The organism is Yersinia sp. 2545 StPb PI (genome assembly GCF_052217125.1).
Taxonomy (GTDB): Bacteria; Pseudomonadota; Gammaproteobacteria; order Enterobacterales; family Enterobacteriaceae; genus Yersinia; species Yersinia enterocolitica_E.
On record NZ_JAZGPY010000001.1, the window covers coordinates 1,389,283 to 1,403,735 of the forward strand.

A 14,453-nucleotide genomic window follows, 5' to 3' on the forward strand; every position below is an offset into this window, starting at 1 on the left:
TAGTTAAAATATAATAATTTTCAGAAGCTTAAGCACGGTAGCCAACGCAGTCAGAGCAGATTGTGCGCCGTACCCTGCGCCGGCATTGCCACTGAGTGATGCCTGTCCAATTTTACTGTGAGCAATGAAAAATGTGGAAATGGTTTCATCAATTCGCTAAACCCGAGCGGCTCTATACGCTGTGTGGTCGGTTTGTCCCGTGGCTGGGTATTGCCGCTGTGGTCTGTTTGATGGTGGGCTGGGTGTGGGGATTTGGTTTCGCCCCCTCTGATTATCAGCAAGGCAACAGTTTCCGTATCATTTACTTGCATGTCCCGGCGGCGATCTGGTCGATGGGGATCTATATGTCGATGGCGATTGCGGCACTTGTCGGCCTGGTCTGGCAAATGAAAATGTCTGATAACGTCGTCGCCGCCATGGCGCCGGTCGGCGCGGTGTTTACCTTTATTGCCTTGGTCACCGGTTCTACTTGGGGTAAACCGATGTGGGGAACCTGGTGGATTTGGGATGCGCGATTGACCTCTGAGTTAGTGTTGCTATTCCTCTATCTTGGCGTGATTGCGCTGTATAACGCATTTGACGACCGCAAGTTGGCTGGGCGGGCTGCGGGTATTTTGGTGCTGGTCGGTGTGGTCAATATTCCAATCATTCATTTCTCCGTGGTGTGGTGGAACACCTTGCATCAAGGTTCCACCAACATGCAGCAAAGCATTGATCCAAGTATGCGTTCACCGTTGCGTTGGGCGATTTTTGGCTATTTGTTGTGCTTTATTACTCTGACATTAATGCGCCTGCGCAACTTGATTTTGCAGCAAGAGCGCCATCGCCCTTGGGTAAGCGCCCTATTGCGTAAGGAGCCACGTCTATGAGTCCGGCCTTTAACTCTTGGGCGGCATTTTTCGCCATGGGCGGCTATGCCTTTTATGTCTGGCTGGCGGCGGCGGTTACTTTGCTGTCTCTGCTTAGTTTGTGGGGACATACGCTGTGGCAGCACAAACAATTATTAGCGGATATTCAGCGTCGTCAGGCGCGGGAGCTGCGCATTCGGCAGGCAAATCAGACTCAGCATTCCGCCCGTTCGCAGGAGAAACAGCAGTGAACCCACGTAGAAAAAGTCGGCTCTATCTGGCGATGGTGGTTTTGATCGGTATCGGTCTGACCACCACTCTGGTGTTGTACGCACTGCGTGCCAATATCGATCTGTTCTATACCCCTGGCGAAATCTTGCAGGGTAAAGGGGAGCGCCACGAGAAGCCGGAAATAGGTCAGCGTTTACGTATCGGCGGCATGGTGATGCCGGGGTCGGTGAAACGTGATGATAAGACGCTGGAAATGAGTTTCAAGGTTTATGATGCGCGCGGCGCAATCACCGTCACTTATACCGGCATTTTACCGGACCTGTTCCGCGAGGGGCAGGGGGTGGTAGCGCAAGGTGTATTCGCTGAGGGCAATAAGGTAAATGCGAAAGAAGTGCTGGCAAAGCATGATGAAAAATACACACCACCAGAAGTGAAAGAGGCGATGAAGGAAAACCACACCCGCCCAGCGGAGGCTTACAGTAGCACTAAGCGTGAGGGTAATGCCTCATGATGCCTGAAATGGGGAGTTTTCTGTTATGCCTGGCACTGGCTATCTCGCTATTGCTGAGTTTGTATCCGCAATGGGGCGCTGCGCGTCAAGATGCCCGTATGATGGCGGTTGGCAGACCCTTGACGTACGGTATGTTCGCTACCATCGCGCTGTCATTTATATGTCTGGTGTATGCGTTTGTGGTGAATGATTTCACTGTCTCCTATGTGGCGGCGAACTCAAATTCACACCTGCCAGTTTATTATCGTATTGCGGCGACCTGGGGCGCACATGAGGGATCGCTGCTGCTGTGGGTGTTGCTGCTAAGTTGCTGGTCGCTGGCCGTTGCGCTCTTTAGCCGTTCAATGCCGGATGATGCGGTAGCCCGAGTGCTGTCGGTGCTGGGGATGATTACCGGCGGTTTCCTGCTGTTTATTATTCTGACGTCAAATCCGTTTACCCGCACCTTGCCGGACTTCCCAATTGACGGTAATGATTTAAATCCGTTGTTGCAGGATGTCGGGTTGATTTTCCATCCGCCACTGCTTTATATGGGTTATGTGGGGTTCTCGGTAGCTTTTGCTTTCGCGATAGCTTCCTTAATGGCTGGCCGACTTGATAGTGCTTGGGCGCGCTGGTCACGGCCGTGGACTCAAGCGGCATGGGTGTTCCTGACCATGGGGATCGTGCTCGGTTCGGCGTGGGCCTATTATGAATTAGGCTGGGGCGGCTGGTGGTTCTGGGATCCGGTTGAGAATGCCTCGTTTATGCCTTGGCTGGCAGGTACGGCGTTAATTCACTCACTGGCGGTGACCGAAAAACGTGGCACATTCAAAGCGTGGACGGTATTGCTGGCGATTACGGCATTCTCTCTATGCCTAATGGGCACCTTCCTGGTGCGTTCCGGCGTATTGGTTTCGGTACACTCTTTTGCCTCTGATCCGGCTCGTGGCATGTTTATTCTGGCTTATCTGGTGATTGTTATCGGTGGCTCATTGCTACTGTATGCAGTTAAAGGCGCACAAGTGCGCAGCCGTACTCAGCATGAGGTGTTCTCACGCGAGACTTTCTTGCTCGGTAATAATGTGCTGCTGATTGCCGCAATGTTGGTGGTGCTTCTGGGTACTTTGTTGCCATTGGTACACAAGCAACTGGGACTGGGCAGTATTTCAATCGGCGAACCGTTCTTTAATACCATGTTTACCTGGTTGATGGCCCCAATGGCACTGCTGATGGGGATCGGGCCATTAGTGCGTTGGCGTCGTGATGAGCCGAGTAAACTCTGGAAACGCCTCAGTGTGGCTCTGGTCATCACCTTGCTGCTGTCGATATTGGTACCCTGGCTGCTGCAAGACACTATTGCCGGTATGACCGTGGTCGGTTTGATGATGTCTATCTGGGTCATTATCCTGACATTGATGGAGTTGCATGAGCGAGCAACTCACCGCTATGGTTTTTGGCGTGGTTTAACGCACTTATCTCGCAGTCATTGGGGCATGGTGTTGGGGCACTTGGGTGTGGCGGTGACGGTGATCGGTATTGCCTTTAGCCAAAATTACAGTGTTGAGCGTGATGTGCGCATGAAGGCTGGTGATAGCATCGATATTCACGATTATCACTTCGTGTTCCGCGATGTTCACGATATCAAAGGATCGAACTATACCGGCGGTGTTGGCATTATTGATGTCACCCGTCATGGTAAACCTGAAGCCACCTTACATGCGGAGAAACGTTATTACAGTGTGGCCCGTTCTATGATGACTGAAGCCGCTATTGATGGTGGCTTCAGCCGTGATCTCTACGCCGCACTGGGTGAAGAACTGGATGACGGGTCATGGGCGGTGCGCTTGTATTACAAACCCTTTGTCCGCTGGATCTGGTTCGGTGGGGTATTTATGGCTATCGGCGGCATCTTCTGCATGCTTGATCCGCGCTATCGGATGAGCAAAAAGTTAAAGCGCAGTGCTGCATCGGAGGCTGAATAATGAAATCTCACTTTTCATTCAATAAGCTGATGTTTATTCCGCTGGTACTGTTTTTACTGCTAGTTGTGGCCTTTTTAGTGCAATTGACTCGCAATGCTAATGGCGAGGATCCGACGATGTTGGAGTCAGCGCTGATTGGTAAACCGGTGCCAACGTTCAAGCTTGAATCGCTTGAGCAACCGGGGAAAACCTTCGATCAGGCAGTATTACATGATGGTAAGCCGATGTTACTTAATGTCTGGGCAACCTGGTGTCCGACCTGCCGCGCTGAGCATCAATATCTGAATAAGCTGGCGGCACAAGGCATCCGTGTGGTGGGTTTGAACTATAAAGATGATCGTGTCAAAGCGGTGCAGTGGCTCAATGCGCTGGGTAATCCTTACGCGCTGAGTTTGTATGATGGTGATGGCATGTTAGGGCTGGATCTGGGGGTTTATGGTGCGCCGGAAACTTTTCTGATCGACGGGCAGGGAATTATCCGTTATCGCCATGCCGGTGATCTGAACGATCGCGTCTGGCTGCAAGAAATTCTGCCGTTGTATAAGAAGTATCAGGGGGGCGCATGAGATTACTAAGCCTGATCTTCGGCCTTATGCTGAGTTGGAGTCTGTTTGCCGCCATCGATACCTACACCTTTAAATCTGAGGCACAAGAGCAGCAGTATCGTGAACTGACCGAACAACTGCGCTGCCCTAAATGTCAGAACAACAGCATTGCCGACTCCAATGCGATTATTGCTGCTGATATGCGCGCCAAAGTGTATGAACTGATGCAGCAGGGTAATTCCAAACAGCAAGTCATTGACTATATGGTGGCCCGCTACGGCAACTTCGTCACTTACGAGCCGCCGGTGACGGCTGCAACGTTGATTCTGTGGGTGGGGCCGGCTCTGTTTGTGCTATTTGGGGCCGTAGTGGTGATATTACGTGCACGGCGACGAGTGGAGAAAGAGACCCCACTGTCGGCGCAGGAACAGCAACGGTTACACCATCTGCTCGCCGAACATGCTCGCGGTGTGGAAAAATCGACGGTGGTGCAACACAGCATCCCGACTAAACACGCGAAGACAAACAGGAAACAACCATAATGGCTTTTTGGCTGATAGTGATCATTTTGCTGGCGGTCGCGGGTGCCTTGTTGGTTATACCTGCCATGCGGCAAGACACGGATTCACCGACGACCACCCGGGATGAATTGAACAAGGCTATTTATCAGGATCGGTTATCTGAACTGGCAGAAGATGAAGCGCAAGGCGTGGTAGAACAGCGACCTGAACTAATTCAGGAACTGCAACAAAACCTACTGACAGATATCCCCCAACAACCGGATGAGGAGATAAGCCCGATTAACCGCTGGGTGTTACTGCCCGGGGTGGTGATACTGGTGGTGGTCGCCGTGGGGTTATACCTAAAAACCGGTGGTTTGGCTCAGGTGCAGGCATGGCATCAGGTTGTTGCACAAATGCCTGAATTACGTGCCAGAGTTGCCAATGAGCGGGCGGAGCCTTTGAGTATGGAAGAGGTCGCACGTTTAGGGCTGGGCTTGCGTACTTCTTTGCAGCAAGATATTGCTAACGTCAATGATTGGATGATGCTTGGCCGGGTGGGGATGGCACTGAATAATGCCACTACCGCAACCCAAGCTTTTGCTAAAGCTTATCAGCTTGCGCCCGATAATGAAGATGTCAGACTCGGTTATGCTGAGGTGCTGACACGTTCCAACGATCCACAAGATAATCAGCTGGCAACTCAGATGTTGCGAACGATGGTTGGACAGGATCATACCAATCTGCGCGCCATGAGTTTATTAGCTTTTAATGCTTTTGAGCAGGGTGACTTTAAACAAGCCATTGGTGCATGGGAAGTTATGCTAAAATTGCTGCCTGCTGGCGATTCCCGCATAGAAGTGATAAAACGCAGTATCCAGCAAGCCAAATCACAGGCTGGGCAGGAAACAGCTACACTGGGAATAGAGGTTTCACTCTCCTCTGATGCCGCTCAGAAATTACCTCAGCAGGGAACCCTGATTATATCGGTAACCGATGGAGCAAACCCGGTACCGGTTGCCGTCAAACAACTGCCTGTGAGCCGATTCCCGTTATTAGTAACGTTGGATGACAGTAATGCAATGATGCCAGAGCGTTTGCTCTCTTCGTTGTCTCAGGTGAAAGTGCGGGCACGTCTCTCGCAAGATGGTACGGCCAATCCGCAATCGGGTGACTGGTTTGGTGAGAGCAGCGTGCAGAGTTTCGGTGGGACAGCAAAGCCACAAACAATTAATGTACAGATAAACAAACAGATCCCTTAAGCGTAAGGGGCTGGACAGAATTTCATGGAGAAGATTATGAACTACCGCCTGACTGTGCTGGCTTTTGCCACCGTGCTATTAGTAGGGTGTGCCAGTAGCTCGCCGGATCATATGGAGCAGGGCCGCTCAGATCCGCTGGAAGGTTTTAACCGGGCAATGTTCAATTTTAACTATGAGGTTCTTGATCCTTACGTGGTGCGCCCGGTAGCCGTAGTTTGGCGTGATTACGTGCCACAACCTGCACGTAACGGCACAAGTAACTTCCTGAGTAACCTTGAAGAGCCAGCTAGTATGGTCAACAGCTTCTTGGTGGGTGACCCGTATAATGGCATGAAGCACTTTAACCGCTTCTTCCTGAATACTATTTTGGGCATGGGTGGCTTGATAGATGTGGCGAGTATGGCTAACCCTAAGCTGGCTAAACAAGTCCCTCACCGCTTTGGCAGTACACTGGGCCATTATAATGTTGGTTACGGCCCGTATGTAGTGTTACCGGGCTATGGCAGCTTCACCATTCGTGAGGATGGGGGGAATGCGGCTGATTACGTTTATCCGGTGTTGAGCTATCTCACGTTCTGGATGTCGGCAGGTAAATGGATGGTAGAAGGGATTGAAACCCGTGCTCAGCTATTGGATTCCGATGGGTTGCTGCGTAACTCGTCAGATCCTTATCTGATGGTGCGCGATGCCTACTTCCAACGTCATGATTTCCTGGCGAACGGCGGGCAGTTGAAACCGGAAGTCAATTCGAATGCACAAGCTATTCAGAGTGATTTGGACAGTATCGATTCAGCCAACTGATTCTGATACCTGATTCGAATAATAAAAAAGCGCCGAAAGGCGCTTTTTTATGGGCAAAGGAATTGCCAGTATCCGCTGATTAGAACGCGTAGTTAAAGTTCACGCCGTACAGCAGTGCCGTACCTTTAGAGTCGAACTGATAAGTAGTGCCGCCCACTGCCGCTGGTGTTTTTTCAGTAATATGCACGCTTTGGCCATGCATATAGGAAATACCAACATCCACTGAGGCATCTTTGTTGAAGGCGTAGGTAGTACCGGCACTGATCCAGAAACGGTCTTGGTCTGGAATTGAGATAGTGCGGTTATCTGCCGGAACCGGGCTGTCATCGAAGGCAATACCGGTACGGAAGGTCCAATTATCATCGTGATAATAAGTGGTACCCAGCGCGATACGGTAAGCATCATGGAAGCCTTCATGTTTTTCAAACAGTGTCTGGCCATTAGTGCCGGTTGCTTTCAGTTCTTGGAACTGACTCCAACTGGTGTAGGCCATGCTGTAGTGAATGGCCCACTGTGGTGCCACTTTGTTATAGCCGGACACTTCCCAGACTTCTGGTAGGTTCAGAGTTAAAGCACCCGGGATCGTATTACCGCCAGTGCCTCTTGGTGGTGGCAGTTGGTTGCTGAAATCGCCATCAAAGTCGATTTTCACTTTTGAGCGGTAAGTGAAGCTATAACGGTTTTCCTTATCAACTTCATACAGCACGCCCGCATTCCAACCATACCCCCACTCTTTACCTTCCATACGGGTAACTTCGGTATTAGCAGGGCGACCCGATAACGGACCAACTTCACCGAGATGGCGTACAATCTTCGCATCGGCGTACACTGCATTAAAGCCCAGGCCGAAACTGAAGTTTTCATTCAGGCGATACGCGGTACTCAGGTTCAGGTTGGCGGTTTTCAGATCAGTCTGACCGCCAAGGGAACCCGCAGGATAGTCGTCATTGAATTCAGTAGCCAAACCGTAGTTTGAGGTACCAGAGGCACCAATTGCCCATTGCTCATTCAGTGGCATAATAAAGTGGATATTTGGGATCCACTCTGAAGGCGCGATGTTATTGGCATCGGTACTTCTGCCTGAAATGGGGGATGTCCCACTAATATTGACGTCAGGATCAACATAAACAAAGCCGCCAGAGAAAGAAGGGCGGTCGAACAAAGTCATTGCTGCGGGGTTACGGCTACCAACTGATGCGTTGTCGGCAACGGCGCCTTCACCAGAGAAAGAACGCCCCAATGCAGCGGCTGAATATTCATTCAACTGGAAGCCAGCCGCAGAAACGTTCGACGATATGATTGCCACTGCAGCTGCCAGAGCTGATCGGGTAAACAGGTTTTTCTGGTTCATGACCAAAACCTCATTGTTTTAATTAATGTTACACACCGTAACAAGAGAATGCGGGATTGTAGGGTCCGTTATCGGTCAGACAAAGCAGACCAGTGGCTGAAGTATAGGTCCGACCTGTGTCAGTGTTGCAAGTATGTTTTGGGATTTGTTCAGTTTTGATTGCAAAAAATAGACGCAGTTAACAAAAAACTCACAATTTAGTATCAATTATTACATTATCAATGAATGAGCATACAATTTGACTGTGACCTTTATCACTTAATAAGCCTATAAACAGTAAGTCCTAGTGCCAAGTGACCGACGATAGTAAAATAATGACAGAGAAAATATTTTTTTTGCGCCATGCCTTTTTGTGCTATTTGCACTAACGAATTGGCAATTTGCACCTATTTTGAAATGTCCGTTGAGGAGAATTGAAGATGTCAGATGCAATTAATCGCTGTAGTGCGGAAGAAACTGCTGCCTGCTGCTGTATAGATGTTGGTACTATAATGGATAATACTGATTGCACGGCCTCTTACAGTTGTGTGTTTGACAACCGTACTGAAGCTGAAGCGATGCTGAAATCGCTGACCGAAAAAGCGCGTGCTGTTGAGTCAGAACCTTGCTTGATTGAGCATAAATTGGAAGAGAAGGACGGCGGTGTTTGTTTAACCATCGACTTTACTTTTGCCTGCCAGGCAGAAACCATGATTTTCCAGCTGGGTCTGCGTTAATTCATGCCGGTAGTCACCGCAACTCAGGTAAGTTGAACCGATCTCTAACGCGAAGCCTTTTGCTTCGCGTTTATTTTTGTCTAATTTCCTCTGTAAATTTATCGCGTTAGATTCATCATTCTTCCCCATCCCCAATTCATCTTTCCCACGATTTTGTCGCTAAAAGTTGCTCCTGCTCTCACTTTCCTGTTCTGTAGGTTTACCAAATGTAAATTTTTGGTTAAAAATAATTAGATCAGGTCAGACCTGTTATTTGTTATGCTTAACTAAAAGCCACTCTATTTATCAGGAGCGTTTATGAGTAAGCCATTACCGCTAGTGACGCGCCAGGGCGATCGCATTGCAATCGTCAGCGGCCTGCGGACCCCTTTTGCCAAGCAAGCAACTGCTTATCATGGCGTACCGGCCGTCGACTTAGGCAAAATTGTGGTCAGTGAGTTGCTGGCCAGAAGTGGCGTTGCTCCTGAGTTAATTGATCAACTCGTATTCGGTCAAGTGGTGCAGATGCCTGAAGCGCCAAATATTGCCCGTGAAATCGTGTTGGGTACCGGCATGAGTGTGCATACCGATGCTTACAGTGTCTCACGCGCGTGCGCCACCAGTTTTCAGGCGGTAGCCAATGTGGCAGAAAGTATTATTGCAGGCTCAGTCACGGTGGCGATAGCCGGTGGTGCCGATTCCTCTTCCGTGCTGCCAATTGGTGTCAGTAAAGCACTGGCACGAACCTTGGTTGATGTTAATAAAGCGCGAACCCTCTCCCAGCGGCTGAAGTTGTTCAGCCGCTTAAAGTTACGCGATTTGCTTCCTGTTGCCCCGGCAGTGGCTGAATACTCTACCGGCTTGCGCATGGGGGATACCGCAGAGCAGATGGCAAAAACCTATGGTATCAGCCGTGAAGATCAGGATGCTCTGGCGCTACGATCGCACCAAATGGCAGCGATTGCCTGGCAGCAAGGGTTATTACACGATGAGGTGATGACGGCTTATATCCCGCCTTACCGTGATGCTATTACCGAAGATAACAATATCCGCAAAGATTCCACTATGGCGCAATATGCCAAGTTACGCCCCGCATTCGATCGCCAACATGGCAGTGTCACGGCGGCCAACAGCACCCCTTTGACGGACGGTGCCGCAGCCGTGATGATGATGAGTGAAGCGAAAGCAAAAGAGTTAGGTTTGCAACCGTTGGGCTATCTGCGCAGTTTCGCCTTTTCCGCCATCGATGTCTGGCAAGATATGCTGCTAGGCCCATCTTATGCCACGCCACTGGCACTAGACCGTGCCGGCATCACGCTGGCTGATTTGACCCTTATCGATATGCATGAAGCATTTGCGGCACAAACACTGGCTAACCTGAAAATGTTTGCCAGTGATACTTTCGCGCGTGAAAAATTGGGTCGTAGCCAGGCTATTGGTGAAGTTGATATGAGCAAATTCAACGTATTGGGTGGTTCGATTGCCTACGGTCACCCCTTTGCGGCCACAGGCGCCCGGATGATTACCCAAACATTAAATGAATTGCGTCGCCGTGGCGGAGGATTAGGGCTAACGACGGCATGTGCTGCCGGTGGGTTGGGTGCCGCGATGATTTTGGAGGTGGAGTAATGGGTCAGGAAAATTTACTTAACAGCGGTAGTGAAACAGCCTCAGGGGATAGCCGTACCCCAACCGATTCGGTCTTTACCCTCAATGTGCGGCCAGACAATATCGGTGTGATCACCATTGATGTTATTGGTGACAAAGTGAATACCTTAAAGGCTGAATTTGCAGAGCAAATTGCCGAGATACTGCAACAAGCGCAGGCTTTATCACAATTGCAGGGGCTGGTTATTATTTCTGGCAAGCCAGACTCTTTTATTGCAGGTGCTGATATCACCATGATTGCCGCTTGCCGTACCGCGCACGATGCGCGTGTATTGGCACAGAAAGGGCAATCTGTTCTAGCGCAGATCGCTGCATTCCCCATACCGGTGGTGGCTGCTATCCATGGTGCTTGCCTGGGCGGTGGTTTGGAGCTGGCGCTAGCGTGCCATAGTCGCATCTGTTCGCTAGATGACAAAACGGTACTCGGTTTGCCAGAGGTTCAACTGGGTCTGTTGCCCGGATCGGGTGGTACACAACGCTTGCCGCGGTTGATTGGTGTCAGCAAAGCACTGGATATGATTCTTACCGGCAGACAAGTCCGTGCGCGCCAGGCGCTTAAGATGGGGCTGGTGGACGATGCGGTGCTCCTCGATATCTTGTTAGATGTGGCGGTCAAACGGGCCAAAGCGGGTTGGCTCGATAGGCCAGTTTTACCTTGGCAGGAACGTCTACTTAGCGGCCCATTGGGTAAAGCATTACTGTTTAAGATTGTGCGTAAAAAAACGCTGGCGCAGACCAAGGGCCATTATCCGGCGGCGGAGCGCATTATTGATGTGGTGCGTAAAGGATTGGACTACGGTGGCCCCAGTGGTTATGAAGCGGAAGCCAGAGCCTTTGGTGATCTGGCCATGTCTCCCCAGTCATCTGCTTTGCGTAGCTTGTTCTTTGCCACAACATCACTGAAAAAGGAGACCGGTGGTACAGCGCAGCCTCGTGCTATTCATCGTGTTGGGGTCTTGGGTGGCGGTTTGATGGGGGGCGGAATTGCCAATGTAACGGCCACTCGCGCAGGCTTGCCGGTACGTATCAAAGATATTAATCCGCAAGGGATTAATCAGGCGCTAAAATACACTTGGGATGCCTTAGGCAAGCGGGTTCGCAGTAAGCGTATGCGCCCGGCTGAACGGCAGCGCCAGATGATGCTGATTTCCGGCAGCACAGATTATTGCGGTTTTGACTCGGTTGATATCGTAGTTGAAGCTGTATTTGAAGATTTATCATTGAAGCAGCAAATGGTTGCTGATATCGAACGTTTCGGCGCAGCACATACCATTTTTGCCTCCAATACCTCCTCATTGCCGATAAGCCAAATTGCTGCGCAGGCACAGCGACCAGAACAGGTGATCGGCCTGCACTACTTTAGCCCGGTAGATAAAATGCCGCTGGTTGAAGTGATTCCTCATGCAAAAACCAGCGAAGAAACTATCGCAACCACAGTAGCTTTGGCGCGTAAACAAGGTAAAACAGCTATTGTCGTGGCTGATTGCGCTGGGTTTTATGTAAACCGAATTCTGGCTCCATATATCAACGAAGCTGCTCGCTGTGTACTGGACGGTGAACCTATCGATTCTGTTGACAAAGCGTTGGTGAATTTTGGCTTCCCGGTTGGGCCGATCACACTGTTGGATGAAGTTGGTATTGATGTAGGTACCAAAATCATGCCGATTCTGGTTGAGCAACTAGGGCCGCGTTTTGCTGCACCTCCATCATTTGATGTCATCTTGAAGGATGGACGGAAAGGGCGTAAAAATGGCCGTGGCTTTTATCTCTATCCGGCAGCAACCAAAGGTATTAACTGGAAGAAAAAACAGGATAAACAAGTCGATACCAGTGTTTATGTCTTGCTGGGTGTGACGCCGAAAGCCCATATCGAGTCCTCGGTGATAGCACAGCGTTGTACCATGATGATGTTGAATGAAGCAGCACGCTGTCTGGATGAATCGATAATTCGTAACCCACGCGATGGTGATATTGGTGCTGTGTTTGGCATCGGCTTCCCGCCATTCCTCGGGGGGCCTTTCCGCTATCTGGATAGTCTGGGGGTGGAGAAGGTCGTGAAAACACTCAGATTGTTGGCACAACAATACGGCGAACGTTTTGAACCTTGCCAACTGCTGGTGAGCATGGCCGAACAGCAACAGACGTTTTACCCGCAGGAACGTAATCCAGATGAGGTGCCTGGCGAAGAGCGCTGAGTTTGCAAAAGGGTATTGCTCACGGGGCTTGGTCGCATTTTTCCACTAAACAGGCGGCCGACTAACACCTATTCTTAAGAGTGTGAGCAGGATCACCACCTGCAATTCTAAGGGATTAGGTGGCTGTACACCGGGGGCAACCCGCGCTACCTTAACCAGAATCACGTTAAGTGACTATTCGTGCCAAAATGTATTAATAGGCACTTATTGCGCAGGTGATAAAGTTTAGATTAAGCTGTTGATATGGTTATTATGTAACCATTCAAGGTTGGCTGCCGGTATGCTCGGTGTAAAAAGCAGCCATTTTCTTTACCTTAAGTTTCAGGCAAAATGCCCGGCCGCCATAGAGAGACGGCGCGTTATCGTTATGAAGTTTCTTTGCCCATGGCAAAGGTTTCGGCGGTACAGCACGCAAAGCGTTTCTGTATAGCGTTATTTTGTTAACAAAAACGGTGCAATATGCAAGTTTTCATTATGCGTCACGGTGACGCGGCCCTTGATGCAGCAAGTGATGCACAACGGCCTCTTACTCTGTGTGGTCAGGATGAGTCACGTCAGATAGCAAGCTGGCTAAGCGAGCAGTCTGTTGATATCGATCAGATTTTGGTTAGCCCTTATCTACGCGCAGCGCAAACATTAGACGTCGCGCGTGAGGTGATTACGCTACCGGCAGAGCAGGAAGTGATGCCAGAATTAACGCCGGGTGGGGATGCCGCTTTTGTCTGCTGCTATTTGCAGGCATTGGCAAAAGAAGATTGTGCCGCAGTGCTGGTCATTTCGCACTTGCCGCTGGTCGGGTATCTGGTTTCTGAGCTTTGTCCAGGGCAATGCCCACCAATGTTTGCCACCTCGGCAATCGCCTGTGTTGATCTTAATGGTGATACCGGGAAGGGGACATTTGATTGGCAGGTCAGCCCGTCACAACTGTTGGCAAAGGCTTGCCACGGTTAAAACAGTGTTAGTGAATATTCAATCGGCGCGGCATCTCTGTCGCGCCTTTGTTTTTCTGTCAAACCGCATTTCGCGTCTATTCTTCTAACTCAATTAAGACCAGTAATGCCGCAGTCCCACCCCAATCTTTAGGGGCTTGATGGAATGCCAGCACATCAGGGTGCTGCGCCAGCCACAAAGGGGTTTGCTGCTTCAGAACATGTTTGCCGTGGCCATGCATCACGCAGGCACAATGCACATGCTCCCGCTTACAGGCAGCAATCAGTGCGCCCAACTCCTGTTTGGCCTGTTTCTGGGTTAATCCGTGTAAATCCAAAAACATATCGGGCGAGTAATCACCGCGCCGCAGCTTTTTAACTTCAAAATGATCAACGCCAGGCCGCACATAGCGGGTGGGACCGTCGTAATCCAACTGCGGTTGGAATTCATCGGAAAAATAATAACTGGCATCAACCTGCTCTTGCAGTAATTTTTCCGGTGCGATTCTTTTGCCCAACTTGGGCGGTGTATGCAGAACAATCGTATCTTGTTTCAGCTTCTTCGCCCCAACTATTGACTCCTTAAATAGCTGTAAATCATCAGTCGTGAGGTGATATTTATTTTTCATCATCAGTTCGTTGTACTTATTTGATTACCTCCAGTTTACCTGTTGAACGTCATCTGTCTAAATAAATGTCTATACCCGTCATATTTCAAGGTGTAGGTGTGTTGGCTGCCCTCGCTTACCCGAATCACTTACTTGTGTAAGCTCATCGGGATTATCTCGGTTGCCGCCTTCCTACGCCTCGAAATCTATTGGGTATAGGCATGTCGTCATATTCCAAGGTGTAGGTGTGTTGGCTGCCCTCGCTTACCCGAATCACTTACTTGTGTAAGCTCATCGGGATTATCTCGGTTGCCGCCTTCCTACGCCTCGAAATCTATTGGGTAT

Annotated in this window: 14 protein-coding genes; 12 read left to right on the forward strand and 2 right to left on the reverse strand. The window is 50.1% G+C overall.

The features are described 5' to 3' along the window. Nucleotides 1–131 precede the first annotated feature (131 nt). The 8 genes from V1955_RS06210 to mlaA are packed head-to-tail and all read left to right on the forward strand — an operon-like array spanning nt 132 to nt 6,662. On the forward strand, nt 132–869 hold the full coding sequence (locus V1955_RS06210; RefSeq protein ID WP_083158200.1) for a heme ABC transporter permease: 738 nt from the start codon (nt 132–134) through the stop codon (nt 867–869). Then, nucleotides 866–1,099 carry a heme exporter protein CcmD gene (gene ccmD, locus V1955_RS06215; RefSeq protein WP_442820649.1) on the forward strand — a complete coding sequence of 78 codons (234 nt, stop codon included), beginning with the start codon at nt 866–868 and terminating at the stop codon, nt 1,097–1,099. The genes V1955_RS06210 and ccmD overlap by 4 nt, the downstream gene beginning before the upstream one ends. Next, nucleotides 1,096–1,590: a cytochrome c maturation protein CcmE gene (gene ccmE, locus V1955_RS06220; protein WP_083158202.1), complete on the forward strand. Its 495-nt coding sequence runs from the start codon at nt 1,096–1,098 to the stop codon at nt 1,588–1,590. The genes ccmD and ccmE overlap by 4 nt, the downstream gene beginning before the upstream one ends. Beyond that, a complete protein-coding gene (locus tag V1955_RS06225) occupies nt 1,587–3,554 on the forward strand; it encodes a heme lyase CcmF/NrfE family subunit (protein ID WP_442820650.1) in 1,968 nt (655 codons plus the stop codon). The genes ccmE and V1955_RS06225 overlap by 4 nt, the downstream gene beginning before the upstream one ends. After that, entirely contained in the window at nt 3,554–4,120 is a 567-nt protein-coding gene (locus V1955_RS06230) for a DsbE family thiol:disulfide interchange protein (RefSeq protein ID WP_083158204.1), read from the forward strand. Before V1955_RS06225 ends, V1955_RS06230 begins: the two co-directional genes overlap by 1 nt. Further along, entirely contained in the window at nt 4,117–4,641 is a 525-nt protein-coding gene (locus V1955_RS06235) for a cytochrome c-type biogenesis protein (RefSeq protein ID WP_372569404.1), read from the forward strand. Before V1955_RS06230 ends, V1955_RS06235 begins: the two co-directional genes overlap by 4 nt. Then, nucleotides 4,641–5,861, forward strand: coding sequence for a c-type cytochrome biogenesis protein CcmI (ccmI, locus tag V1955_RS06240; RefSeq protein ID WP_372569403.1), 1,221 nt, complete (start codon nt 4,641–4,643; stop codon nt 5,859–5,861). The genes V1955_RS06235 and ccmI overlap by 1 nt, the downstream gene beginning before the upstream one ends. 36 nt (nt 5,862–5,897) lie before the next feature. Further along, nucleotides 5,898–6,662, forward strand: a complete 765-nt coding sequence (mlaA, locus tag V1955_RS06245; protein ID WP_442820651.1) for a phospholipid-binding lipoprotein MlaA — start codon at nt 5,898–5,900, stop codon at nt 6,660–6,662. 79 nt (nt 6,663–6,741) lie between these two features. On the opposite strand, the gene fadL is transcribed toward mlaA, so the two are convergent. Beyond that, nucleotides 6,742–8,013, reverse strand: a complete 1,272-nt coding sequence (gene fadL / locus V1955_RS06250) for a long-chain fatty acid transporter FadL (protein ID WP_193784622.1) — start codon at nt 8,011–8,013, stop codon at nt 6,742–6,744. A gap of 419 nt (nt 8,014–8,432) precedes the next feature. On the opposite strand from fadL, the gene V1955_RS06255 reads away from it, so the two are divergent. From V1955_RS06255 to sixA, 4 genes are all read left to right on the forward strand, one after another. Next, complete coding sequence (locus V1955_RS06255; protein ID WP_083158209.1) at nt 8,433–8,729, forward strand: YfcZ/YiiS family protein; 297 nt, start codon at nt 8,433–8,435, stop codon at nt 8,727–8,729. 297 nt (nt 8,730–9,026) lie between these two features. After that, nucleotides 9,027–10,337: an acetyl-CoA C-acyltransferase FadI gene (fadI, locus tag V1955_RS06260; protein ID WP_083158210.1), complete on the forward strand. Its 1,311-nt coding sequence runs from the start codon at nt 9,027–9,029 to the stop codon at nt 10,335–10,337. Beyond that, complete coding sequence (gene fadJ / locus V1955_RS06265) at nt 10,337–12,571, forward strand: fatty acid oxidation complex subunit alpha FadJ (protein WP_442820652.1); 2,235 nt, start codon at nt 10,337–10,339, stop codon at nt 12,569–12,571. Before fadI ends, fadJ begins: the two co-directional genes overlap by 1 nt. 459 nt (nt 12,572–13,030) lie before the next feature. Beyond that, on the forward strand, nt 13,031–13,522 hold the full coding sequence (sixA, locus tag V1955_RS06270) for a phosphohistidine phosphatase SixA (protein WP_372569399.1): 492 nt from the start codon (nt 13,031–13,033) through the stop codon (nt 13,520–13,522). A 76-nt stretch (nt 13,523–13,598) separates the two neighbouring features. On the opposite strand, the gene smrB is transcribed toward sixA, so the two are convergent. After that, a complete protein-coding gene (gene smrB / locus V1955_RS06275) occupies nt 13,599–14,129 on the reverse strand; it encodes an endonuclease SmrB (RefSeq protein WP_083163530.1) in 531 nt (176 codons plus the stop codon). Between the last annotated feature and the right edge of the window lie 324 nt (nt 14,130–14,453).